Here is a 21,373-nt window from a genome sequence, read left to right on the forward strand (position 1 = left end):
GGCGTTCCCGGCGGGACGCCTCGGAGTTTGAAGACGCCTGGTCCCGCGGACCCTGCGTTAGGGGGTAAAAACGCTCATGCTGTTGAGAGACGAAGTCGAAATGCTGCGACGGGTGCCGATCTTTTCCAGGATCGCACCAGCAAAGCTCAAGCTTTTGGCCTTCACCTCCGACCGCATGACCTACAAAGCCGGGCAAAACCTCTTCCATCAGGGCGATGTCGGCGACGCTGCCTATGTCATTCTTTCGGGCACCGCCGACATCATCGTCTCCTCACCGGCCGGTGAGATCAAGGTCGCCGACGTCGAGCTCAATTCCATCGTCGGCGAAATCGCCATCCTCTGCGACGTCTCGCGCACGGCAACGGTGCGCGCCACCTCGCCACTCGAGGTGCTGCGCATCAGCAAGGAGCACTTCCTGAAACTGCTCAGCGATTTCCCCGAGATGGCGGTTGAGATCATGCGGGTGCTGGCCGACCGCCTGAACCACACCACGGCGGAACTGACCGCGGCGCGGGCGGCAAAGCAGCCGCAGATGGCGCAGTAAGACGCATTCAGCGTTTCGATTGCAATGCATTCAATAATTGGATTGCGCAGTCCGAAAAAGAAAGCCTGCATGGTTTCCCATGCAAGCCCATGCATTTAAGTCCGCCTATTCGCGCTGTTCCAGCGCCCTGCTGAAGGCGAGTGCCGCCAGCGTGCAGATGGCGCCGGACAGCAGGTAGTAGCCGACGAAGGTCAGGCCGAAGCGGCTGGAGAGGCTGAGCGCCACCAGCGGCGCAAAACCGGCGCCGACCAGCCAGGCGAGATCCGAGGTGAAGGCGGCACCCGTGTAGCGGTAGCCGCGGCCGAAGCGCGACGAGATCGAGCCCGTCGCCTGGCCGAAGGACAGGCCGAGCACGCCGAAGCCGATGATGACGAACGCGTCGTGGCCGCTGTTGCCGGATGCGATCAAAATCGGCCCGACGAAGCTGAAGATGGCGATGATGACGGCGCAGATGGCAAGCTGGGCGCGTCGGCCGATGCGGTCGGCGATCAGGCCCGACGCGATGATGGTGACGATGCCGACCATGGCGCCGACCACCTGCACCACCATGAAGGCACCGATCGGCTGGTTGCCGTAAAGGCTCATCCAGCCGAGCGGGAAGATGGTGACGAGGTGGAACATGGCGAAGCTTGCGAGCGGCACGAAGGCGCCGATCAGGATGTCGCGGCCATGAACGCGCAGCACGTCGAGGATGGGTGCTGCTTCCAGCTCATGCTGCTCGAGCAGCGTGCCGAATTCCTTCGTCATCACGAGGCGCAACCGCGCAAACAGCGCCACGACGTTGATCGCGAAGGCGACGAAGAAGGGATAGCGCCAACCCCAGGAGAGAAAATCCTCATTGGAAAGATTGGCAACGAAATAACCGAACAGGGTGCTTGCCAGCGCAAAGCCGATCGGTGCGCCGAGCTGCGGGATCATCGCATACCAGCCGCGATGCTTGGCCGGCGCGTTGAGCGCGAGCAGCGAGGCAAGGCCGTCCCAGGCGCCGCCGAGCGCGAAGCCCTGGCCGAGACGGAAGAGCGCCAGCAGCGCGATCGACCAGACGCCGATCTCCTGGTAACCCGGCAGGAAGGCGATCGAGGCGGTGGAGCCGCCGAGCAGGAAAAGCGCGATCGTCAGCTTGGTGCCGCGGCCGTATAGCCGGTCGATCGTCATGAAGACGACGGAGCCGACGGGGCGGGCCAGGAAGGCGAGCGAGAAGATGGCGAAGGAATAGAGCGTTCCCGTCAGCCTGTCCGGCGCGAAGGGGAAGATCAGCTGTGGAAAAACCAGCACCGAGGCGAGGCCGTAGACGAAGAAATCGAAGAATTCCGACATGCGGCCGATCACCACGCCGACGGCGATGCTGCCCGGCGAAACCGGTTTGTCGTCGTGAATGCGCCGCGCGTCGCGTTCCAGCGACGACGATGACGGTCCGTAATGCGATGTTGTAGCCATGAAAACGCCTCCCTCGTTGAAGCGCTTTCGCCAAGGCGCCTCAGCCTGATCTTGATCAAACCTGCAGGCTTATCAAGTCCGTAACACGTAAATAGTTCGTCATGGCGGCTCAAAATGAGGCTTGGATGGGAAAAATAGCGTGATCGGGACCGCGATTTTCCCATGGGAACGCTGGCATGGCCGGCTGTAGCGGATATATTGGTCGAAACATGCGCTCGCGAAAAATCCTTCTTGATTTCATCAGGATTTCGAAGCTGTAGTGCGACCTGATTTGTACCGCAATGCGGCAAGATTGCTGCACTGCGACCTTCCGCCTCATGTCGCGATCGGGTTCAGTGCTTTAGTCGCGGATCAAATGAAACAACAAGAGCTTAGAGACGTGCCAAAACTCATGAAGTTTTCCCGCCTTCTATCCGTCTTGCCGCTGCTTTTCCTGGCAGGATGCAACATGGTGGTCATGGCGCCTTCCGGCGACATCGCCATGCAACAGCGCGATCTCATCGTCATCTCGACGGTGCTGATGCTGTTGATCATCATCCCGGTGATCTTCCTGACGCTGTTCTTCGCCTGGCGCTACCGCCGCGCCAATACAGCCGCAACTTACGCGCCGGAATGGCACCATTCGACCCGCCTCGAAATCGTGATCTGGGCAGCACCGCTGGCGATCATCATCGCGCTTGGCGCCGTGACCTGGATTTCCACCCATAAGCTCGATCCCTACCGCCCGCTCGACCGCCTCGATGCCGAGCGCCCCATTCCCGCCGATACCAAGCCGCTGACCGTCGAGGTCGTGGCGCTCGACTGGAAGTGGCTGTTCTTCTATCCCGAACTCGGTATTGCCACGGTCAACGAGCTCGCGGCTCCTGTGGACAAGCCGATCAATTTCAAGATCACCGCCTCCTCGGTGATGAACTCCTTCTACATCCCTGCCCTTGCCGGCCAGATCTACGCCATGCCGGGCATGGAGACGAAGCTGCACGCCGTCATCAACAGGGAAGGCGAGTATGACGGCTTCTCTGCCAACTACAGCGGCGCAGGCTTTTCCCACATGCGCTTCAAGTTCCATGGCCTGACCAAAGAGGGATTTGACGCCTGGGTGGCGCAGGTCAAGCAGCAGGGCACGATGCTCAATCGCGACGCCTATCTGAAGCTCGAAAAGCCGAGCGAGAAGGAACCGGTGCATTATTATGCCGGCGCCGATGCCGACCTTTACAACGCCATCCTCAACATGTGCGCCGCGCCGGGCAAGATGTGCATGAACGAGATGATGCACATCGACATGATGGGCGGCGGCGGCAAGGAAAGTGCGGAGAACCACGAGAAGCTGCGCTATGACGATCGTCATGCCGACGAAGGCATCGTGGCGCCGGCGGCCACCGTGCCGGCAACCGGGGCTCCGGCCCGAAGCGAGCCCGAGCGTTCCGACGGCAGCAGCATGCAGCACGATATGCCCGGCATGCCTAGTACGCCCGGGATGGACATGCAGCATCAGGGTCATTCCATGCCCGGCATGAGCAATGGCGCCGATCCGGCGCCGGCGCAGCTCAACAACAACAATTAACCTGGCGCTTTGCGTCGCAAGACATAATGAACGGGTTGTTCCATGTTTTCCAATCCTGACCTCCTGAAGTTCGTCTTCGGCCGGTTGACCCTCGATGCCATCCCCTATCACGAGCCGATCCTGGTCGTGACCTTCATCGGCGTCGTCATCGGCGCCATCGCGGTGCTCGGCCTTATCACCTATTTCAAGTTCTGGGGTCCGCTCTGGCGCGACTGGATCTGCAGCGTCGATCACAAGAAGATCGGCATCATGTATGTGATCCTGGCCGTCATCATGCTGCTGCGCGGCTTCTCCGACGCGATCCTGATGCGCATCCAGCAGGCGATCGCCTTCAACGGTTCGGAGGGTTATCTTCCGCCGCACCATTACGACCAGGTCTTCACCGCCCACGGCGTCATCATGATCTTCTTCGTGGCGATGCCCTTCGTCACCGGTTTGATGAACTTCGTGGTGCCGCTGCAGATCGGCGCGCGCGACGTCTCCTTCCCCTTCCTCAACAACTTCTCTTTCTGGATGACCACCGCCGGCGCGATCATCATCATGCTGTCGCTGTTCATCGGCGAGTTCGCGCAGACCGGCTGGCTCGCCTACCCGCCGCTGTCGGGGGCGGCCTACAGTCCGGGCGTCGGCGTCGACTATTATATCTGGGGGCTGCAGGTGGCCGGCGTCGGAACGACGCTGTCGGGCATCAACCTGATCGCCACCATCGTCAAGATGCGGGCTCCGGGCATGACCTTCATGAAGATGCCGGTCTTCACCTGGACGGCGCTTTGCACCAACGTGCTGATCGTCGCCTCCTTCCCGATCCTGACGGCGACGCTCGCGCTGCTGTCGCTCGACCGCTACGCCGGCACGAACTTCTTTACCAACGACCTCGGCGGCAATCCGATGATGTATATCAACCTCATCTGGATCTGGGGTCATCCGGAGGTCTACATCCTGGTGCTGCCGGCCTTCGGCATCTTCTCGGAAGTCGTCGCCACCTTCTCCGGCAAGCGCCTGTTCGGTTACGCCTCCATGGTCTACGCCACCTGTGTGATCATGATCCTGTCCTACATCGTCTGGCTGCACCACTTCTTCACGATGGGCTCGGGCGCCAGCGTCAACTCCTTCTTCGGCATCACCACGATGATCATTTCGATCCCGACGGGGGCGAAGATGTTCAACTGGCTCTTCACCATGTATCGCGGCCGCATCCGCTATGAGGTGCCGATGCTGTGGACGGTCGGCTTCATGGTCACCTTCGTCATCGGCGGTATGACCGGCGTCATGCTTGCCGTGCCGCCGGCCGATTTCGTGCTGCACAATTCACTGTTCCTGATCGCCCATTTCCACAATGTCATCATCGGCGGCGTTCTCTTCGGCATGTTCGCCGGCGTGAACTACTGGTTCCCGAAGGCCTTCGGTTTCAAGCTCGATCCCTTCTGGGGCAAGCTGAGCTTCTGGTTCTGGCAGATCGGTTTCTGGTTCGCCTTCATGCCGCTCTACGTGCTCGGCCTGATGGGCGTCACCCGCCGGGTCAGCCAGTTCGAGGACCCGTCGCTGCAGATCTGGTTCATCATCGCCGCCTTCGGCGTCGGCCTGGTCGCACTCGGCATCGCCGCCTTCCTGATCCAGATCGTCGTCAGCTTCATGAAGCGCGAGGAATTGCGCGACGACAGCGGCGACCCGTGGGACGGCCGCACGCTGGAATGGTCGACCTCCTCGCCGCCACCGGATTACAACTTCGCCTTCACGCCCGTCGTGCACGATCATGACGGCTGGTACGACATGAAGAACCGCGGTTATGCGCGTCCGCTGCAAGGCTTCCGGCCGATCCACATGCCAAAGAACACCGGCACCGGCGCAATCCTGTCGGGCATCAGCGTCGCGCTTGCCTTCGGCCTGATCTGGTACATGTGGTGGCTGGTGGTCGTCTCCGCCGTCGCCATGCTGGCTGTGGCGATCGGCCATACCTTCAACTACAGACGCGACTTCTACATCCCCGCCGAAGAGGTAACCGAAACGGAAGGCAAGCGCACCGCGCTGCTTGCCGAGCAGGTGTAAGAGACCATGAGCGATCACACCATCGACACGGCCGAAAAGCCTGAATTCTACCTGACGGAAGATCATCATCCGGAGAACAGCACCAATCTCGGTTTCTGGCTCTACCTGATGAGCGACTGCCTGATCTTCGCGGTGCTGTTTGCAACACACGGCGTGCTTGGCCGCAACTATGCCGCCGGCCCGTCGCCGGCCGATCTGTTCGATCTGCCGATCGTTGCCCTCAACACCTCGATGCTGCTGTTCTCCTCGATCACCTATGGCTTCGCCATGTTGCAGATGGAGCGAAACGCCAAGGCGGAAACGCTGTTCTGGCTTGGTGTGACCGGCCTGTTCGGCGCAGCCTTCATCGGGCTCGAACTCTACGAGTTCATCCACCTGATCCATGAGGGAGCCGGGCCGACGCGCAGCGCCTTCCTCTCCTCCTTCTTCACGCTGGTCGGCACGCACGGGCTGCACGTCACCTTCGGCATCATCTGGCTGATCACGCTGATGGTGCAGGTGTCGATGCACGGGTTGATCGAGGCCAACCGCCGCCGCCTGATGTGCCTTTCGATGTTCTGGCACTTCCTCGACGTCGTCTGGATCGGCGTCTTTTCCTTCGTCTACCTGCTGGGAGTTCTCGGATGAGTTCGCAAGCACCTGCACATGAGGATGCCCACGAGGCTCATCACGGCCACAGCCACGGCCATCAGGCCGGCCACGGCACGTTCCGCAGCTATATGGCGGGCTTCGTGCTCTCCGTGATCCTCACCGCCATTCCCTTCTGGCTTGTGATGGCAGGCGTGTTCGAAAGCCCGGCGGTGACGGCGGTGCTGGTGATGGGCCTCGGCGCGATCCAGATCGTCGTCCATATGGTCTTCTTCCTGCACATGAACACCAGGAGCGAGGGCGGCTGGACGATCATGGCGCTGATCTTCACCCTCATCATCGTCGCCATCGCGCTCTCCGGCTCGCTCTGGGTCATGCATCATCTCAACACCAACATGATGCCGATGAGCCCCGAAATGATGAAGAACATGCCGTGACTGCTACGAAGGGGCGGCGGCAGCGTCACCCGCAGGCTCCCTCGGAAAAACGGCGTTATCAGGTAAAACGCGCGGTCTTCGCCGTCTGCCTGATCCTGCTTGCCGCAGCACTCGCGGCACTCGGCACCTGGCAGGTTGAGCGCCTCGCCTGGAAACGCGACCTCATCGCCCGCGTCGACCAGCGTGTGCATGCCGCACCCGTGCCTGCACCGACGCGCGCCGAGTGGAGCAAGGTCAATGCCGCCGATGACGAATATCGGCGGGTGACCGCGGTGGGGATGCTGGCGAACGACAAGGAGACGCTGGTCTATGCCTCCACGATACTCGGTCCGGGTTATTGGGTGATGGCGCCGCTCACACTTGCCGACGGCACATCGATCCTCGTCAATCGCGGTTTCGTGCCGACCGACAGGCGCGACCCGGCCTCGCGCCGCGAGGGCGAACTGTCCGGCCCGGTCGAGATCACCGGGCTGATGCGCATGACGGAGCCGAAGGGATCGCTGCTGCAATCCAACGACGTCGCAGCCGACCGGTGGTATTCACGCGATGTCGCGGCGATCGCTGAAAAGCGCGGCATCAGTGCGGTCGCTCCCTATTTCATCGACGCCGATGCCACGGCCAATCCGGGCGGCCTGCCCGTCGGCGGCCTCACGATCATCGCTTTTCCCAACAACCATCTCCTCTACGCGATCACCTGGTACGGGCTGGCGGCGATGGTGTTGGCATTGCTGGTGTTCATTCTTCGCGGCGAGAAAGCCGCTATGAAGCGATCCGGCTGATCGCCTCGGCGAGTTGCGCTTGCGAAAACGGCTTGCCGAGGCGCGGCAGGTCAACGATGCCTGCCCCTTCGGGGATCTCGGCGTAACCGGTTGCGAGGATGATCGGCATATCGGGCCATTCCTTGCGGATCGCCTGTGCGAGCTGTGCGCCGGTCATGCGCGGCATGGCATGGTCTGAAATTACCAGGTCGACTTTCTGCTTGCGCAGGATCTCCAGCGCCTCGGAACCCGCCATCGCCTCGAACACCGTATGGCCGAGGTCCTCCAGCATCAGCGTCGTGTTCATCAGCACCAGACCATCGTCATCGACGGCAACGATGCGCAGCCGGCGCGGCGCATTGTCCTCGCCTAGCGGCAGGCCGGCAGCGGCCTCGGTCACCCGCTCGACAGTGACGACCGGGAACCACATTTCGGCCGTCGTGCCTTCGCCGAGGCTGCTCTTCAGCATGAGGCGGCCGCCGGACTGGGACGCAAGGCCCTGCACCATGGAAAGGCCGAGGCCGGTGCCCTTGCCGACACCCTTGGTGGTGAAGAACGGAGTAATTGCCTGCTCCATCGTCTTTGCATCCATGCCCTCGCCTTCATCGATCACCGCGATGCGGACATAGCGGCCGGGCGGCAGCGGACCCTTGCCCGCCGGCACCGATTCCTCGGACGCGCGAAGCACGATCCGGCCCCCGGACGGCATGGCATCGCGGGCGTTGACAACGAGGTTCAGGATCGCCATCTCGAGCTGGTTCGGATCGGTCAGGATCGTCGGCAGCCTGACCGGGAAAGAGGTTTCGATCACGGTCAGTGGTCCGAGCGAACGGCTCAGCATATCCATCATGCCGCGGACCAGGCCGGAAACGTCGATCGGCTCCATCAGCAGTTCCTGCCGGCGGGAAAAGGCCAGCATGCGCTGCGTCAAGGCAGCACCCCGCTGAGCACCCTGCATGGCATTGTCGACCAACGACGTCAGGGAGAGATCCTGCGGCATGCGCTTCTTGAGGATTTCGAGACTGCCGAGTACAGCCATCAGCAGATTGTTGAAATCATGGGCGATACCGCCGGTCAATTGACCGATGGCTTCCATCTTCTGCGATTGGAAGAGCTCTTCGCGCGCCTGCTCCAGTGCCCGCTGGGTCTCCATCTTCTCGGTGATATCGCGGGTGATCTTGGCGAAACCGAGCACACCGCCTTCGTCGTCGCGGATGACGTCGATGACGACGCTCGCCCAAAAACGGGTGCCGTCCTTGCGCATGCGCCAGCCTTCCCGCTCGAACCGGCCCTCGGCGCGCGCAATGGCGAGAGCGGCCTCCGGCACGCCGGTGGCGCGATCCTCGGGGGTGTAGAAGGTCGAGAAATGCCGGCCGATGATTTCATCAGGCCGATAGCCCTTGATACGCTCGGCGCCGAAATTCCAGCTGCTGACGTTGCCGTTGGGATCGAGCATGTAGATCGCATAGTCCGAGACGCCCTGGATCAGCCGGCGGAACTGTTCCTCGCTCTGACGGATCGCCTTTTCGGCCGCCCTGCGTTCAGTCAAGTCACGAGTGATCTTGGCATAGCCGATGAGCTCGCCTGAGGGGCGGCGGATCGGATCGATGATCACATGCGCCCAGAAGCGGCTGCCATCCTTGCGCTGGCGCCAGCCTTCCCCCTCGAACCGGCCGTGTTCCGCCGCCGTGGCGAGAGCCCTCGCCGGAACTCCCGCTGCGCGGTCCTCTTCCAGATAGAAACGGGAGAAATGCTCGCCGAGAATTTCGGAAGGCTTGTAACCCTTGAAGCGCTGAGCGCCGGTATTCCAGCTGGTGATGATGCCTTCAGGGCTCAGCATATAGATGGCGTAGTCGGTGATGGCATCGACCAGAAGGCGAAAGCGTCCCTCCTCGTTGAGAGACGTATCATGTCGATTCAGCGCTTCCATCGGCCCCTCTTAACCACCAGCGCATTATAACGCAGCGGCGGGCGGATGGTTCCGAAACAGCCTCGAATTTCAGACGGCCTTGACCTGCGGGTAGAACCGCTCACCGACGCGCTCGGCAGCCGCATAGGCCTGCGAGACGATCTCCGGCACGAGATCGATATCGGGCAGGCTGCCAAGGCCGAGCGGGCCGACGGCAAAGAGCCCGGCGACCGTCGAACCGTCCTCGAGGAAGGGCTCGCCACGCGCATTGACCGCCAACCCCAGCGACAGCTCATCCGGCATGGCGAGGCCGGCCGAAAGCAGGCTCTGCATCAGCGGCGCGGAAAGATCCGGCGCCTGACAGCGGCAGTCAATGATGCGCTCGGCATGGATGACTTCCTCGGCAGCGGAACCGGCCGGCGTGAAGAACAGGCCGCTCAGGCCCCGGCGACCAGCGCGGCCGCGGCGCAGCACCGTGCGACCCTCGGCGAGCTCGCGTTTCAGCCGCAGGTGCATGGCCTCCGGCAGGCGGTTGCGATGGCTGTCGTAGATCGCCCTGAGGTGCCGGTTGAACTGATGTTTGTCCCGCGCCGGCAGCGAGCGCCAAAGCGAGCGGGCGTGTTTCCTGAGGCCGTTCATCACCGATTGCCAACTCCGGCCCTCCTCCTCCGCCTCGCGACAGGCCTGGCGGATGAAGTGGACGATGTCAGGCAGGCTCTGCGGCAGCGCTTCGGCCGGGAAGACCGGATCGGCGGAATTCGGCGTATGGCTCTGGGGCAGAAAGCCGTGCCGGGAAATGATCGTCACCTGGCCGGCATAACCGGAATCGCGCAGCTGCAGCAGCTGGTCGACGACGCGGATGCCGCTGCCGAGCAGCACGGCATGCGGCCGCGCCACCAGGCGCTGGGCTCTGACCGGCGAAGCCTCCTGCTCGCCGGCATCCGGCGCAGTCAGGCCGTAGCCGGTGGCAAGCATCACGGTATCGAACAGCGGATTGGCGGGATTGGCGCTTTCTAGCAGGAAGCGGTTGCCGTGGCTCCTTCGGATCGCCACGACCGGATCGTTGCAGACCTGGACGGTGATGTCCCTGCGGGCGGCCAGCGCCTCCGAAAAGCGCTGGTAGACATAATCGCTGAAAATTTCCTTCGGCACGAAGATCTGCCGGAATCCGGGGATGGCCGCCGGCACGGCGGCGCGGAAGGCGGCGTTGCTGCAGAGCCAGTCGTTGAAATCGTCATTATCGCCGAGCGAAACCGAAAGATCGCGCACGCGGGTGTTGAGGATCGTCGACGAGCGGGCTGAAGCCAGCGCCTGCCCGCCGCTGACCGACGAATTCGGATCAAACAGCTGCAGATGGAAGGGCGCGCGCACCGTCTTCATCAGCGCGATCGCCGTCATCATGCCGGAAAAGCCGCGCCCGACGATGGCGATGCGCGGCACGGCCGAAATCTGCGCCGCCGCATTGGCTCTCGCCGAAAAAAGTCCCTGAACCGTCATCACAACTCCTTTGCGGCTTCATCCGCACTATGGGTCGATCGAGGTTTCAACGCATAAAACAGCGGATCATGCGTTGATGAGGTTCATGCGGCCATTCGCAACATCTGCCGCGGCATCGGCGGTCCGAACCAGCGGCCCCGCAAGGAAACTAGGGGAGCAATCACGCTCGTCCATAGTCTATTAAACTAGTAGTGTATGAAAGCGCTAAATGGCGCATGTGGCAAGAGCTTTATTGCCACATCGTTTCAATCCATTGAAATATAAAGATAATTTACAGATATTTCGGATAAAGTCCGGCCGGGCCGCCCCTCTTCAGCTGCCCTCGCCCGGATATTGTTTGGCCTTCAGCAGGTTTGCCAGATGCACCGTGTTGCGCGCCAGCATCTCGACTGATGTCGCCACGACCTTCGGCACCTTGTCGAGATCGACGAAATTGGTGGAACTCATCGCCTCGCCGACCCAATAGGCGACCGCATTCGCGGGGATGGTGAAACCGACGTCGTTCAGCGCCTGGAAGAGCTCGGCCGACACGTGATGGGCGCCGTCCTCGTTGCCGACGACGGCGACGGCCGCGACCCGGCCATAGGAGACCATACGGCCCTGATCGTCCGTCTCATCGAGGAAGGCGTCCATGCGCTCCAGCGCCCGCTTGCAGACACTGGATGGCTGGCCGAGCCAGATCGGCGTCGCCATCACCAGGATGTCGGCGGAGAGCAGCTTTGCGCGAATATCAGGCCAGTCATCGCCGGCGCCTTCGTCCGAAGTGACGCCCGGCTTGATGTTGAAATCGGCAAGGCGCAGCACCTCGGTCACGCCACCGTGCGCGGACATTGCCTTGTCGATCAGGCCGATCATCCGGTCGGTCGAGGACGCCTCCTTGGCGTCGCTGGTCTTAAGCGTGGCATTGAGGGCGAGAGCTTTGAGCGGCATGGGTCTCTCCGGTAAAGGCTGGCTGTCGGGCATTCGCCTGCTGCAACCTGTTCGCGTGCAGATTGTTCCCGCCGGGGTGGCGAGGCGACCTCACGTAAAAATAACCAACTGGTGAATTCTTTACTTGAACCCCCAAATGGAATCGGCAAAAGTGAAGATGCTATCAATCCCTTCATGGATTTGCCGTCTTTTCGGGCCAGCGTCCGACCACACATCTATTGGAAAAAATACCGTGAGCAGCGATGCGTTAACACGCGCGACGAAGCCTTCGGCTTCGATGGCGCTTGCAACTGCGGCAGGCTGGGGCCGAGGCCTCTACACATTGGTGCGCATCACCATGATGGCCTTCCGCCACCCCTGGCAATCCGGCTTTGCGATCGGCGCCACGCTCGTCGCCTCCACCTTCCAGCTGATGATCCCGCGCCTTCTCGGCCAGGCCGTCGACCACACGCAGATGGCGATGACCGGCGGAGCGGCAGGCCAGGTGGCGCAGGACGCGCTTCTGACCACGGCGCTGCTGCTGCTCGGGGCCAGCGTGCTGCGCGGCCTCTTCACCATGGTCCAGAACTATTACAGCGAATCGGTCGGCCATCACATCGGCTACGAGTTGCGGCTGGCCTGCTACGAAAAGATCCAGCGGCTCTCCTTCAGCTTTCATGACACCGTGCATTCCGGCGACCTGATCACCGTCGGCCTGCTCGATCTCGAAGGCGTGCGCATGTATTTTTCCACCGCGCTCGTCCGGATGATCCTGCTGTCGATCCTGATCGGAATCGGCGCCTATATGCTCCTGTCGACCGATATCGTCCTTGGCCTGCTGGCGCTCTCCTTCGTGCCCTTCGTCGGCTGGCGCTCCTCGGTGACGCAGCTCAGGCTGCGCGCCACCTGGCTCGACCTGCAGGAGCGGCTGTCGGTGCTGACCCGCATCATGGAGGAGAATCTTGGCGGCATCCGCGTCGTGCGCGCCTTTGCCGCACAGGATCACGAAATGTCGAAATTCGAGGCGGCGTCGAAGAATGCGCTGGCGCTCGCGCATCAGCGCGTCGGCATCCGCGTCACCAATACCAGCGCCATGACCTTCTCCTTCTTCGCGGCGATGGGCCTGGTGCTCTGGGTCGGCGGCGGCAAGGTGATGTCGGGCGAGATCACCGTCGGCACGCTGGCCTCGTTCCTGACTTTCATGACCATCCTGCAGATGCCGGTGCGCCAGCTCGGCCTGATGGTCAACGCCTTTGCCCGCGCCTCCACCTGCGGCACGCGCCTCTTTGCCCTGCTCGACCTCGACATATCAATCAAGGATGCGCCGGATGCGAAGGAATTGAAGCTCACCGATGGCGTGCTGCGCTTCGAGAATGTCAGCTTCGCCTATCCGGGTTCGGAAAAGCGCACCGTGCTCCACGATGTCTCCTTCGAAGCCAGGCGCGGCCAGACGATCGGCATCGTCGGGCCTCCGGGCAGCGGCAAGTCGACGATCGCCCATCTCATCCCGCGCTTCTACGACGTCACCGGCGGCAAGATCACCATCGACGGCCAGGACATCCGCAAGGCGACGCTGCAATCGCTGCGCCGGGCGGTGGCCGTCGTGCAGCAGGATTCCTTCCTGTTCACCACGACGATCGAAAACAATATCGCCTATGGCGACCCGTGGGCGAAGGAAGGCCGCATCGAGCGCGCCAGCGAAAGCGCCCAGCTCCACAATTACGTGCTCGGCCTGCCCACCGGTTACGGCACCGTCGTCGGCGAGCGTGGCGTTTCGCTGTCCGGCGGCCAGCGGCAACGTCTTTCGATCGCCCGCGCGCTGATGCTGAAACCGGCGGTGATGGTGTTCGACGATTCGACGGCGGCAATCGATGCGGCCACCGAGCAGCGCATCCGCGGTGCCATGCGCCGCTATGCCGCTGACCGCGTAACGATCATCGTTGCCCACCGCCTGAGCTCGCTGATGCATGCCGACCAGATCCTGTTCGTCGAAGACGGCCGGATCGTCGAGCGCGGCACGCATGCGGCGCTGCTTTCGCTCGGCGGGCGCTACAAGGCGCTCTACGACCTTCAGGTGCGGCCGGGCGACGAGGCGATGAGTGCCTAGCAACGGAGACGTTCCCCACTGCTGCCAAGTGGAGAGGAATGTGTAGTGACTATGCAGGCCACCGGAAGTGATGGCCGCGGGAGGAATGTCATGGCCGAGGAACTGGAAACCGAGCGTCCCGACGTTCGCGAGGATGGACGCCGCCCGCCGCGGGCGGTGGTCGGTTCGCATCGCGTCGAGGAGGAGATGTTCGGCAAGGCCTTCGACGGCAACATCGTCAAGCGCATCTGGGTTTTCGTTCACCCCTATCGCCGTCAGGTCCTCTGGTCCGTCGTCGCCGTTCTGACCTTCACGATGATGCAGCTCATCATCCCGCTGATCATCCGCTATGCCATCGACCATGGCATGTCGCCCGGCGGCAACCATTCTGCGTTGGCCTGGTCGATTGCCGCCTTCACTATTGCCATCGTCATCAACTATGCGGCGAGCTACGCGCAGGAGACGCTGGTCGGCGGCGTGGCGGAAGAGGTGCTCTTCGATATCCGCAAGGCAATGTTTTCGCATCTCCAGCGCGTCTCGCTCTCCTTCATGGACAAGACCGAAGTGGGCCGGCTGATGTCGCGCCTGCAGGGCGACGTAAACTCCATGCAGGAATTCCTCGAAACCTCGGTGCTTTCCGTCGGCGACATCGTGCTGCTCTTCGGCATCGTATTCGTGATGCTCTATCTCGATTTCAAGCTGGGACTGCTGACGCTCTCGGTGCTGCCGGTGCTGTTCATCGTCCGGCTGTTCTGGCTGCCGCTCGCCCGCAAATCTTTCATGGCCGCGCACGAGACCAATTCGGTTGCTGCCGGCGCACTCGCCGAAGCGATCCACGGCGTGCGCGCCGTCCAGAGCATGGACAGGCAGGGCGTCAACTTCACGCTCTATGACGACAAGGCGCATGCCAACCTCAAGACGCATCTGACAGCGGCGCGTTATGCGCAGGTGATGGTGCCGATCGTCGACAGCTTGACCGGCGTGGCGATGGCGCTCGTCATCGTCGTCGGCGGCGCCCGCGTGCTCAACCAGGCGCTCGATGTCGGCGTGCTCATCGCCTTCCTGTTCTATATCCAGCGCTTCTTCGACCCGATCCGTTCGCTGACCCTGCAATATTCGGTGATGCAGCGCGCCATGGCGTCAGGCCAGCGGCTGACCGAAGTGCTCGACGTGCCTGTCGACATCAAGGATGCGCCTGGTGCCACGGCGCTGTCGCGCGACATGGACGGCTCGGTCGAATTCAAGGACGTCGTCTTCGGCTACAATCCGAAACATCCGGTGCTCAAGCATGTCAGTTTCAAGGTCAATCCCGGCGAGACGGTGGCGCTGGTCGGGCCGACCGGGTCCGGCAAATCGAGCTGCATGTCGCTGATCCATCGCTTTTACGATGTGCAGCAGGGCCAGGTGCTGGTCGGCGGCCATGATGTGCGTGATCTGACCCAGGATTCGCTCGGGGCGCAGATCGCCATGGTGCTGCAGGAGCCCTTCCTCTTCACCGGCACTGTTTTCGAAAACATCCGCTACCACAAGCTGGGGGCGACGCGTGGAGAGGTGATCGAGGCGGCGAAGGCCGTCGGCGCGCACGACTTCATCATGCGACTGGCCGATGGTTACGACAGCGTTCTCGGTGAGCGCGGCGGCAATCTTTCGCTCGGTCAGCGCCAGCTTTTGAGCTTTGCCCGCGCCCTGGTGGCGGACGCGAAGATCCTCGTGCTCGACGAAGCAACGGCCAATATCGACAGTTATACCGAGATGCTGATCCAGAAGGCGCTGGTGAAGCTGCTCGAAAACCGCACCGGCCTGGTCATCGCCCACCGGCTGGCGACGATCCGCGAGGCGGACCGCATCATGGTGCTGCAGAACGGCGAAATCATCGAAAACGGCGACCACCGCCAGCTGATGAAGAACGGCAAGCTCTATTCCAAGCTCTATAATCTCAACTACGCCTCCTTCGACGACATTCCCGAAGACGTGCTGGAAGAGACGACGGCGGCGCAATCGGCGACCTGACTCGGGCAGCATGCATTAATGCCTGTTGCAAAGTTTGAACGAACAAACGCCGTGCTGCCCCATTTATCTCCTATCGGGGGACCCAGTTGCCACTGAGGAGAACGTTATGAAGAGAATTATAAGCAGCCTGTTGATCGCCACGGCCCTTGTTGGATCGGCCATTCAGCCTGCTGCCGCGCGTGATCGCCATCATCACAACGACACCGGTCGTGTCATCGCCGGCGGCGTTGCCGCAGGTGTCGTCGGCGGCTTGATCGGCGGCGCGATCGCCAATAGCGGCCCGCGTTACGTCGATGGCGGTCCCCGCTATGTCGACGGCCCTCGCTATGTCGAACCCGCGCCGCGATGCTGGTATGAGGACCGTGACGTCCGCAACCGCTATGACGGCGGCTATCATACCGAAACCGTGCGGGTCTGCGAGTAGCGGACCTGAACGCCTCCGAGGGCGTTCATCTGATTATTTTCGCCCATCCGCCGAGGTTGCGTCCTGCAGCCTCGGCATTTTCATTAAAAAATTCTGGCTGCCCATGCGCTTCTTGTCATTCGGCTGTAAGAGACGAGCAATAGCTGAAAGCCGATGAATGATGGTCCGGTGACCGGCGGCAAGGCGCCGAAGAAAGAACGCATGCGCTTCGTCAGCGCCGAGCAGGTCGCGCAATTGGCAGGCGTTTCGCGCTCGGCCGTGTCGCGCACGTTCACGCCGGGCGCCAGCGTGGCGCCGGCAACGCGGGAAAAGGTGCTGCGGGCAGCGCAAGAACTCGGCTATCACGTCAGCGCGCGGCGTGCTTGCCAACCGGAGCCGTCTCGTCGGCATCGTCGCCACGCGGCCGGAGCTGGGCTTTCGCGCGCATCTCGCCGCAGCACTGGCCAAAAGCCTGATCAAACGCGGCAGCATCCCTATCCTCATCAACACTGGCCAGACGGAAGACGAGCTGCTCGCCGCCCAGAAGATGCTGATCGGCCACCGCGCCGAAGCGATCATCATCCTCTCCGGCTCGCCGCCGGCGAGTTTTTTCGAACTCGCACAGCGAAACGGCCAGCCGCTCGTCGTGATCGGCCGCTCGGAACCCGGCGCCGACCATGTGCGCGCCGGCAATTCCGAAGCCTCCCGCAAGGCGGCGACGGCCTTTTACGAAAGCGGCAGACGGCGGCTGGCGGTCATCGGCTCGAACACGGGAACGCCTGCCATCATCGAGCGCGAAAACGCCTTCCTTTTGGCGGCCGGGTCGCTCGGTGCATCCGTCGTCGTCGGGCGCGGCGGCGATTCCGATTATGATGGCGGCGTCACTGCCGGGCGCGCGCTCTTTTCGGAAAAAATCAAGCCCGACGCCGTCTTCTGCGTCAACGACCAGCTCGCCTTCGGGCTGATGGATGTCGTGCGCCTGGAAGCGCGGCTGCGCATCCCCGAGGATGTCGCCGTCATCGGCTTCGACGACGTGCCGGAATCCGCCTGGCTGAGCTATCAGCTCACCACCTTCCGCCAGGATCCGCTGACCATGGCATTGCGCGCCGTCGAGTTGATGGAGCGGCGGCTTGAAAACCCCGATGCGCCTCCAGGGTACGAGCGCGTCATTCCGGAACTCATCATCCGCCAGAGCTTCGAACCCTAACCTCCCCAACCGCTTTTCGCGGACGCTATCCTGTGGCAAGAAGACACGTAGATCAAAGTGTTACAGCGTCCTTTGTGCGTCCTATATGACGCTGGGCGCTGTAAGGGAGGAAGATCGCCTGAGATGAAGGGAATTCGCCAGCTTGCCAAACATCTCGACATTTCGATCGGAACCGTATCCCGTGCGTTGAACGGCAAGCCCGACGTCAACGACGAAACGCGCCGACGGGTGCTTGCCGCCGCCGAGGAGCTCGGATACGTCGCCAACCAGTCGGGCCGCAGCCTTCGCCAGGGCATGACCAACGTCATCGGGCTGATGCTCGAAGTCAGCCGCGAGACGGTCGAAAACAGCGACGACTTCTTCCTCGGCGTCACCGACGGGCTGCAGAGCGTCTTTTCCCGTCACAAGCTCGATCTCGTCATGCTGCCCTGCCCCGATGACGAGGATCCGCACGAATATCTGAAGCGCATGGTGGCGCGCCGCCTCGTCGATGCGCTGATCATCTCGGCGACGCGACGCACCGACCGGCGCATCGAGCTTCTGGAAAAGGCCCGCATCCCCTTCGTGGCGCTCGGCCGCAGCGCGTCCGGCGGCAGCTATACCTGGATGGATCTCGATTTCGAGGGCGTGGCGGCGCGCGGCGTCGACCGGCTGGTCGCGAAAGGCCACCGGCGGATCGCGGTAGCCGCCCCCTCCTCCGACATCAATCTCGGCTACATCTTCCTCGACAGTTACCGCCAGGCACTGCAACGGCACGGCATTGCCTTCGATCCGGCTCTCGTCATCCGCGTCAAGTCGAGCGAACAGGGCGGCTATCAGGCTGGCCACGAATTGCTGATGATCAAAGAGCGGCCGACCGCGATCATCCTGATCCACGAGCTGATGGCGATCGGGCTTTACCGGCGGCTGGCCGAGGCCGGCATCGTGCCCGGCCGCGACCTCGCCGTCGTCGGTTTCCGCGAGGAGCCGCGCACGCATTTCCTGCAGCCGTCGCTGACCTCCTTCCGCATGTCGCTGCGCGATCTCGGCGCCCAGCTTGGCGAAACCCTGCTCGCCACCATGCCGGCCTATGCCGATCATTATCCGCAGGGCGCCCGCAACCGGATCTGGCCGCTGGAACTCGTTCCGGGTGAAAGCGACGCTTTCACCCTGACGATCTGAACCTCTCTCAGACCCGGCTCGCCGCCGCCGCATGCTCCCGTTGCGACAGCTGATGCGTGACGACGAAGACCAGCAGGGCGCCGGCAGCCAGGCAGGCGGCCAGGAAGAACATCGGCGCGATCGTGCTGCCGCTTGCTTCCTTGATCCAGGGCACGACGTTCTGGGCGACGAAGCCGCCGAGATTTCCGACCGAATTGATGGCGGCAAGGCCCGCTGCAGCACCCGCCCCCTTGAGGAAACGGGAGGGCAGGCTCCAGAAGACAGGCTGGGGTGCGAAGATGCCGGCAGCGGCGACGCAGAGGAAGGCGAATTGCAAAGCGTGGTTCGGGATCAGCGCCGAGAGCAGCAGGCAGGCAGCGCCGATGAAAGCGGGAATGACAATATAGGGCGTCTTCGATGGCGCCTTGTCGGCCATGGCGGGAACGGCATAAAGCGCGACTGCAACCAGCACCCAGGGAATGATGTTGAGGAAACCGTTCACCGTGTTGCTGACGCCGAAGGCCTGGACGATGGTCGGCAGCCAATAGCTGAGCCCATAGGCCGAAAGCGGAAAGGCGATATAGCAGAGCGCCATCAGCAGCACGCGCGGGTCGATGAGCGCCTTGAAGCCGTTTGAGGCATTTTCGCCCATGCCGGCATTTTCCGAGGCAAGCCTGCGTTCGAGCCAGGCCTTCTCCTCACCGCTGAGGAAGCTTGCGCTTTCGGGCCGGCCGGGAAGATAGAAGAAGGTGACGATGCCGGCGATGACGGCCGGAACGCCCGTCGCGAGGAAGACCCACTCCCAGCCGGCAAAGCCGTAGAGACCGTCGAGATCGAGCAGCATACCGCCGAGCGGCGCGCCGACCGCATTGGCGATCGCGCTGAAGATCATGAACAGCCCGACCATCCTGCCGCGATAGGCCGAGGGAAACCAGAGCGTCAGCAGATAGAGGACGCCGGGAAAGAAACCGGCTTCGCACACACCGAGCAGGAAGCGCAGGATATAGAACATCGTTGCGTTCTGCGTGAAGGCGAGCGCGACGGTGACGAGGCCCCAGGAGACCAGGATGCGCGCAAACCAGACGCGGGCGCCGAGCCGGTCGAGGAAGAGATTGCTCGGCACCTCGAAGAGGAAATAACCGATGAAGAACAGCGAAGCGCCGAGGCCATAGGCATATTCGCTCATATCAAGTGCATCGACCATCTGCAGCTTGGCGAAACTGACATTCTGCCGGTCGATATAGGCGATGAGATAGAGGATGCCGAGAAAGGGCATCAGCTTCCAGGTGATTTTCGAGATCAGCCGCTTCTCGTCGACCATGCGTATCCTCCGAAATGACAGTGCTTCGTCACGGCGTAGATAGAGCGGTCAGATGATAATCAATTGCGCGTTGCATTTTCTCACGCAAGTGCGACCAGTCATGTGGCCGCACCCGGGAGACCGGGTGCGGCCTGTCGTCGATCATTCGGCCGCGGCAACGGCGGAGCGGCGGCCGATCGTTGCCTGGGTCAGCACTAAGGCCGAGAAGGCGCAGAGCGCGATACCGGCGGCCATCGGAACGGCGGTGCCGTCGAAGAAGACGCTCGATATGACCATGGCGACGGCGGCGATGACGAAATGCAGCGTGCCCATCAGCGACGAGGCCGTGCCGGCGATCTCGCCGTGATCCTCGAGGGCGAGCACCGCGCTCGTCGGAATGACTAAGCCGAGGAAACCGTAGCCGATGAACAGGAAGGTCGCCATCACAGGCAGCTGGTTGAAGCCGGCGGCCATCACCACCGCCATGACGACCATGGCAAGGGCAAAGGCGCTGACTGCAATCCGCATGACGCGCACGAGGCCGAACCGCTCGCCGAGCCAGCCCGTCGCCTGCGATACCGCGAAGAAGGACACGGCGTTGATCGAGAAAGCGAAACTGTATTGCGTCGGCGTCAGCCCGTAATGCTGGATCAGCACGAAGGGCGAGTTGGCGAGATAGACGAGGAAGCTCGAAATGCCGAGGCCGCCGATGAAGGTCAGCGTCAGGAAGTTGCGGTCGGTGAGCAGCAGGCGATAGGCGGCCATGGCGCTCTTCAGACCGCTGCCGCTGCGCTCGCTGGCCGAACGGGTTTCCTCGAGCTGGGTGGCGAGCAGGACAAGGCCGATGAAGGCGGCGATCGTCACGGCCCAGAACACGCCACGCCAGCCATAGAATTCGATGACGGCGCTGCCCGTCAGCGGCGCCAGGATCGGCGAGATCGAGAAGACCAGCATCAGCAGCGACATCAGGCGCGCGGCCTGGACGCCGGTATGCATGTCGCGGACGATGGCGCGCGGAATGACCATGCCGGCGGCACCGCCGATACCCTGAACGAAACGGAAGGCGATCAGCGTTTCGATATCGGTGGCCAGCGCACAGCCGATCGAAGCGATGGCGAAGAGGCCGATGCCGAGATAGAGCGGCAGCTTGCGACCCCACATATCCGACAGCGGACCGTAGACGAGCTGGGCGAGCGCAAAGGAGATGAAGAAGGCGAGAAGGGTGAGCTGAGTGACGTTGTTATCGGCATGCAGGTCCTGGCCGATGGAGGGCAGCGCAGGCAGATACATGTCGATGGCGAAAGGCCCGATGGCCGACAAAAGGCCGAGAATGAGGGCAATGCGAAAGAAGGAAGCCGTCATAATGGTGATCTTTCTTAAAAGCGCAGCGGAGCTACCGGATCGTCGCTCCGCGACTTTGCTCTTAGAGCGCCATGCGTCCTCTCGGACGCACAAGGGACGCTCTAATCTTTGAATTTACGCATCGTGCTTTCCGAAAATCGAACCGATTTTCGGGCCGATGCGCTAGGGTTCAATGATGA

At 62.4% G+C, this 21,373-nt stretch carries 17 protein-coding genes and 1 pseudogene; 11 read left to right on the forward strand and 7 right to left on the reverse strand.

The window, feature by feature from the left end; genetic code table 11:
• The first annotated feature begins 76 nt into the window (after nucleotides 1–76).
• Nucleotides 77–544 (forward strand): cyclic nucleotide-binding domain-containing protein, encoded by a 468-nt coding sequence (locus FHT69_RS13295; protein ID WP_003563501.1) that lies wholly within the window; start codon nucleotides 77–79, stop codon nucleotides 542–544.
• Nucleotides 545–649: 105 nt separating this feature from the next.
• Here FHT69_RS13295 and FHT69_RS13300 read toward each other — a convergent pair whose 3' ends face one another.
• Complete coding sequence (locus tag FHT69_RS13300; RefSeq protein WP_028755859.1) at nucleotides 650–1,981, reverse strand: MFS transporter; 1,332 nt, start codon at nucleotides 1,979–1,981, stop codon at nucleotides 650–652.
• Nucleotides 1,982–2,360: 379 nt separating this feature from the next.
• Here FHT69_RS13300 and cyoA point away from each other — a divergent pair, with 379 nt between their 5' ends.
• The 5 genes from cyoA to FHT69_RS13325 are packed head-to-tail and all read left to right on the forward strand — an operon-like array spanning nucleotide 2,361 to nucleotide 7,392.
• Complete coding sequence (gene cyoA / locus FHT69_RS13305; RefSeq protein WP_028755858.1) at nucleotides 2,361–3,542, forward strand: ubiquinol oxidase subunit II; 1,182 nt, start codon at nucleotides 2,361–2,363, stop codon at nucleotides 3,540–3,542.
• Nucleotides 3,543–3,584: 42 nt separating this feature from the next.
• Nucleotides 3,585–5,588, forward strand: coding sequence for a cytochrome o ubiquinol oxidase subunit I (gene cyoB / locus FHT69_RS13310; protein WP_028758834.1), 2,004 nt, complete (start codon nucleotides 3,585–3,587; stop codon nucleotides 5,586–5,588).
• A gap of 6 nt (nucleotides 5,589–5,594) precedes the next feature.
• Nucleotides 5,595–6,215, forward strand: a complete 621-nt coding sequence (gene cyoC, locus FHT69_RS13315; RefSeq protein WP_028756183.1) for a cytochrome o ubiquinol oxidase subunit III — start codon at nucleotides 5,595–5,597, stop codon at nucleotides 6,213–6,215.
• Nucleotides 6,212–6,613 carry a cytochrome o ubiquinol oxidase subunit IV gene (gene cyoD, locus FHT69_RS13320; RefSeq protein WP_028756182.1) on the forward strand — a complete coding sequence of 134 codons (402 nt, stop codon included), beginning with the start codon at nucleotides 6,212–6,214 and terminating at the stop codon, nucleotides 6,611–6,613. Before cyoC ends, cyoD begins: the two co-directional genes overlap by 4 nt.
• Complete coding sequence (locus FHT69_RS13325) at nucleotides 6,610–7,392, forward strand: SURF1 family protein (RefSeq protein ID WP_097543510.1); 783 nt, start codon at nucleotides 6,610–6,612, stop codon at nucleotides 7,390–7,392. Before cyoD ends, FHT69_RS13325 begins: the two co-directional genes overlap by 4 nt.
• Here the strand turns inward: FHT69_RS13325 and FHT69_RS13330 are convergent.
• The 3 genes from FHT69_RS13330 to FHT69_RS13340 form a co-directional block, all read right to left on the reverse strand.
• A complete protein-coding gene (locus tag FHT69_RS13330) occupies nucleotides 7,373–9,301 on the reverse strand; it encodes a PAS domain-containing sensor histidine kinase (RefSeq protein ID WP_028756180.1) in 1,929 nt (642 codons plus the stop codon). The genes FHT69_RS13325 and FHT69_RS13330 overlap by 20 nt on opposite strands.
• A gap of 69 nt (nucleotides 9,302–9,370) precedes the next feature.
• On the reverse strand, nucleotides 9,371–10,777 hold the full coding sequence (locus FHT69_RS13335; RefSeq protein WP_028756179.1) for an FAD/NAD(P)-binding protein: 1,407 nt from the start codon (nucleotides 10,775–10,777) through the stop codon (nucleotides 9,371–9,373).
• Between the two features lie 312 nt (nucleotides 10,778–11,089).
• A complete protein-coding gene (locus FHT69_RS13340; protein WP_028756178.1) occupies nucleotides 11,090–11,707 on the reverse strand; it encodes a flavodoxin family protein in 618 nt (205 codons plus the stop codon).
• A 124-nt stretch (nucleotides 11,708–11,831) separates the two neighbouring features.
• Here FHT69_RS13340 and FHT69_RS13345 point away from each other — a divergent pair, with 124 nt between their 5' ends.
• The 3 genes from FHT69_RS13345 to FHT69_RS13355 all read left to right on the forward strand — a co-directional run bounded on the left by FHT69_RS13345 (nucleotide 11,832) and on the right by FHT69_RS13355 (nucleotide 16,206).
• On the forward strand, nucleotides 11,832–13,793 hold the full coding sequence (locus FHT69_RS13345) for an ABC transporter ATP-binding protein (protein ID WP_028756177.1): 1,962 nt from the start codon (nucleotides 11,832–11,834) through the stop codon (nucleotides 13,791–13,793).
• A gap of 90 nt (nucleotides 13,794–13,883) precedes the next feature.
• Nucleotides 13,884–15,782, forward strand: coding sequence for an ABC transporter ATP-binding protein (locus tag FHT69_RS13350; protein WP_183905459.1), 1,899 nt, complete (start codon nucleotides 13,884–13,886; stop codon nucleotides 15,780–15,782).
• Between the two features lie 106 nt (nucleotides 15,783–15,888).
• Nucleotides 15,889–16,206 (forward strand): hypothetical protein, encoded by a 318-nt coding sequence (locus FHT69_RS13355; protein WP_097543513.1) that lies wholly within the window; start codon nucleotides 15,889–15,891, stop codon nucleotides 16,204–16,206.
• 83 nt (nucleotides 16,207–16,289) lie between these two features.
• Here FHT69_RS13355 and FHT69_RS34650 read toward each other — a convergent pair whose 3' ends face one another.
• Nucleotides 16,290–16,481, reverse strand: coding sequence for a hypothetical protein (locus FHT69_RS34650; RefSeq protein ID WP_244604771.1), 192 nt, complete (start codon nucleotides 16,479–16,481; stop codon nucleotides 16,290–16,292).
• Here FHT69_RS34650 and FHT69_RS13360 point away from each other — a divergent pair.
• Nucleotides 16,408–17,392: pseudogene (locus tag FHT69_RS13360) on the forward strand (LacI family DNA-binding transcriptional regulator). The gene FHT69_RS34650 and the pseudogene FHT69_RS13360 sit on opposite strands and share 74 nt — an antisense overlap.
• Before the next feature lie 123 nt (nucleotides 17,393–17,515).
• Nucleotides 17,516–18,553, forward strand: a complete 1,038-nt coding sequence (locus FHT69_RS13365) for a LacI family DNA-binding transcriptional regulator (RefSeq protein ID WP_097595618.1) — start codon at nucleotides 17,516–17,518, stop codon at nucleotides 18,551–18,553.
• Nucleotides 18,554–18,560: 7 nt separating this feature from the next.
• Here FHT69_RS13365 and FHT69_RS13370 read toward each other — a convergent pair whose 3' ends face one another.
• Together FHT69_RS13370 and FHT69_RS13375 are read right to left on the reverse strand one after the other, a co-directional pair.
• Entirely contained in the window at nucleotides 18,561–19,853 is a 1,293-nt protein-coding gene (locus tag FHT69_RS13370) for an MFS transporter (RefSeq protein WP_097595617.1), read from the reverse strand.
• Between the two features lie 141 nt (nucleotides 19,854–19,994).
• A complete protein-coding gene (locus FHT69_RS13375; protein WP_028756283.1) occupies nucleotides 19,995–21,194 on the reverse strand; it encodes a multidrug effflux MFS transporter in 1,200 nt (399 codons plus the stop codon).
• Nucleotides 21,195–21,373: the final 179 nt, after the last annotated feature.

It is taken from the genome of Rhizobium sp. BK008 (assembly GCF_014197345.1).
Lineage (GTDB): Bacteria > Pseudomonadota > Alphaproteobacteria > Rhizobiales > Rhizobiaceae > Rhizobium > Rhizobium anhuiense.

Bases quoted from the DNA above. Each gene is read 5' to 3' on its own strand.
- FHT69_RS13350 (WP_183905459.1), top strand. From the start codon at position 13,884: ATGGCCGAGGAACTGGAAACCGAGCGTCCCGACGTTCGCGAGGATGGA.
- FHT69_RS13330 (WP_028756180.1), bottom strand. From the start codon at position 9,301: ATGGAAGCGCTGAATCGACATGATACGTCTCTCAACGAGGAGGGACGC.
- FHT69_RS13355 (WP_097543513.1), top strand. From the start codon at position 15,889: ATGAAGAGAATTATAAGCAGCCTGTTGATCGCCACGGCCCTTGTTGGA.
- FHT69_RS13335 (WP_028756179.1), bottom strand. From the start codon at position 10,777: ATGACGGTTCAGGGACTTTTTTCGGCGAGAGCCAATGCGGCGGCGCAG.
- FHT69_RS13365 (WP_097595618.1), top strand. From the start codon at position 17,516: ATGAAGGGAATTCGCCAGCTTGCCAAACATCTCGACATTTCGATCGGA.
- FHT69_RS13370 (WP_097595617.1), bottom strand. From the start codon at position 19,853: ATGGTCGACGAGAAGCGGCTGATCTCGAAAATCACCTGGAAGCTGATG.
- cyoD (WP_028756182.1), top strand. From the start codon at position 6,212: ATGAGTTCGCAAGCACCTGCACATGAGGATGCCCACGAGGCTCATCAC.
- FHT69_RS13300 (WP_028755859.1), bottom strand. From the start codon at position 1,981: ATGGCTACAACATCGCATTACGGACCGTCATCGTCGTCGCTGGAACGC.
- cyoC (WP_028756183.1), top strand. From the start codon at position 5,595: ATGAGCGATCACACCATCGACACGGCCGAAAAGCCTGAATTCTACCTG.
- cyoB (WP_028758834.1), top strand. From the start codon at position 3,585: ATGTTTTCCAATCCTGACCTCCTGAAGTTCGTCTTCGGCCGGTTGACC.
- FHT69_RS13375 (WP_028756283.1), bottom strand. From the start codon at position 21,194: ATGACGGCTTCCTTCTTTCGCATTGCCCTCATTCTCGGCCTTTTGTCG.
- FHT69_RS13295 (WP_003563501.1), top strand. From the start codon at position 77: ATGCTGTTGAGAGACGAAGTCGAAATGCTGCGACGGGTGCCGATCTTT.
- FHT69_RS13340 (WP_028756178.1), bottom strand. From the start codon at position 11,707: ATGCCGCTCAAAGCTCTCGCCCTCAATGCCACGCTTAAGACCAGCGAC.